The 1,851-nt window shown below is 67.7% G+C and carries 2 protein-coding genes and 1 pseudogene; all 3 read left to right on the top strand.

The features are described from left to right. Positions 1-145: 145 nt before the first annotated feature. Positions 146-424 carry a ribbon-helix-helix domain-containing protein gene (locus tag WAZ62_RS15460; RefSeq protein WP_422644429.1) on the top strand — a complete coding sequence of 93 codons (279 nt, stop codon included), beginning with the start codon at positions 146-148 and terminating at the stop codon, positions 422-424. A 2-nt stretch (positions 425-426) separates the two neighbouring features. Continuing rightward, complete coding sequence (locus WAZ62_RS15455; RefSeq protein WP_422644428.1) at positions 427-732, top strand: type II toxin-antitoxin system RelE/ParE family toxin; 306 nt, start codon at positions 427-429, stop codon at positions 730-732. A gap of 26 nt (positions 733-758) precedes the next feature. Beyond that, positions 759-1,851 (top strand): annotated as a pseudogene (locus tag WAZ62_RS15450) (DNA mismatch repair protein MutS); the annotation flags it as partial.

Here is a 1,851-nt window from a genome sequence, read left to right as displayed (position 1 = left end):
CGCGGGCGACGCCGAAGGCGCGGCCCGGATCGCGCAGGCCCATGTCGAGACCGCCGCCCGCAACATCGAAGCCTTCTTCGCCCGGCGGTAGGCAATGATCGTATTAGGTAGTAAGATTTGCTACCCGATGCGAAAGGGGCACCCCATGGCCGATATTCAGAAGATCAGCATCGCCGTCACCGCCGAGCAACTGGCCCAAATGAAGGCTGCGGTCGACTCCGGCCAATATGCGACGATCAGCGAAATCGTCCGGGACGCGCTTCGCGACTGGCAATATGGGCGGGAGCGGTATCTGGCCGACATCGCCCGACTACGCGAGATGATCGACGAAGGCGAGGCAAGCGGACCGGCAGTGCCCTTCGACGGCGACAGAATTCTCGATGAAATGATCGCGGAAGCGAGAAGGCGTAAGGCCAGCGCCTGACCATGGCGTCTGTCGTCATCCGGCCCCGGGCCGAAAACGACCTGCGGTCGATCTGGCGTTTCATCGCCGCCGACAATCCGGTCGCCGCGACCGGCGTCTATCAGACCTTGCGGCGGCGGATCGACAACCTCGGCGCCATTCCCCGCCTCGGCCCCCGACGCGACGATATCAAGACCGGCTATCGCTGTCTGATCGAGGGCGCCTGGCTGATCCTCTACCGCCTCGCCCCCGATGACGAGGGGCCGGTCGAGACGGTTGAGATCGTCCGTGTGATCGACGGACGGCGCCATCTTTCCCGTTTGGTTTGAGCCGGTCGCCGCTTAAGTTACGCGCCATGTCGAGCGAGATTGACCTTACCGAATCCGATGTCGCGGACCTGTCCGGCGCGACCCCGATGATGCAGCAATACCTGGGCATCAAGGCGGCCCATCCGGGTTGCCTGCTGTTCTATCGCATGGGGGATTTCTACGAATTGTTCTTCGAGGACGCGGAGGCCGCTTCCGCCGCCCTCGACATCACCCTGACCAAAAGGGGCAAGCACCTCGGCCAGGATATCGCCATGTGCGGCGTGCCGGTCCATGCCGCCGACGCCTATCTGTCGCGCCTGATCCGCAAGGGCTTCAAGGTCGCGATCTGCGAACAGGCGGAAGACCCGGCGGAAGCGCGGAAACGCGCCGGCAAGACCCTGGTCCGGCGCGAGGTGATCCGCATCGTCACCCCCGGCACCCTGACCGAGGAGACGCTGCTCGACGCGCGCTCGAACAATCTTCTCGCCGCCCTCGGCGGGGCGGAGGGGCGCCTCGCCCTCGCCTTCGCCGATGTCTCGACCGGGCTGTTCGAAGTCGTCGCCGTCGCGCCCGGCCAGCTCGGCGCCGAGCTGGCGCGGATCGCGCCCGGCGAATTGCTGGTCTCGGACCGGCGGCTGGACGAGCCCGCGCTTCTCGCCCTCGACGGCGCCTTCGACGACCGGCTGTCACCCCTGCCCGCCGCCCGCTTCGATTCCGGCGCGGCCGAGCGGCGCCTGCGCGAAGTCTTCGGCGTCGGCACGCTGGATGGTTTCGGCACCTTCTCGCGCGCCGAACTCTCGGCCCTCGGCGCTGTCCTCGCCTATGTCGAGCTGACCCAGAAAGGCCGCCTCGCCCGGCTGCGGCCGCCCCGGCGCCTCGCCGGCGGGTCGAGCATGGCGATCGACGCCGCGACAAGGCGTAGCCTCGAGCTGATCCAGGGGCCGGACGGCGGTCGGAGCGGCAGCCTGCTCGCCCTCATGGACGAGACGGTGACCGGTGCCGGCGCCCGGCTGTTGAAGCAATATCTCTCGGCGCCGCTGACCGAGGTTCCGGCGATCGAGCGCCGGCTGGACATGGTCGGCCATCTGTTGAACCAGGGCGAATTGCGCCGGCAGTTGCGCGCCCTGCTGCGCCGGGTGC

It is taken from the genome of Zavarzinia sp. (genome assembly GCF_049306435.1).
Lineage (GTDB): Bacteria > Pseudomonadota > Alphaproteobacteria > Zavarziniales > Zavarziniaceae > Zavarzinia.
This window is presented reverse-complemented; position numbering and strand designations above follow the sequence as displayed.

Coding starts and splice junctions, on each gene's coding strand:
- WAZ62_RS15455 (WP_422644428.1), top strand. CDS start 427: ATGGCGTCTGTCGTCATCCGGCCCCGGGCCGAAAACGACCTGCGGTCG.
- WAZ62_RS15460 (WP_422644429.1), top strand. CDS start 146: ATGGCCGATATTCAGAAGATCAGCATCGCCGTCACCGCCGAGCAACTG.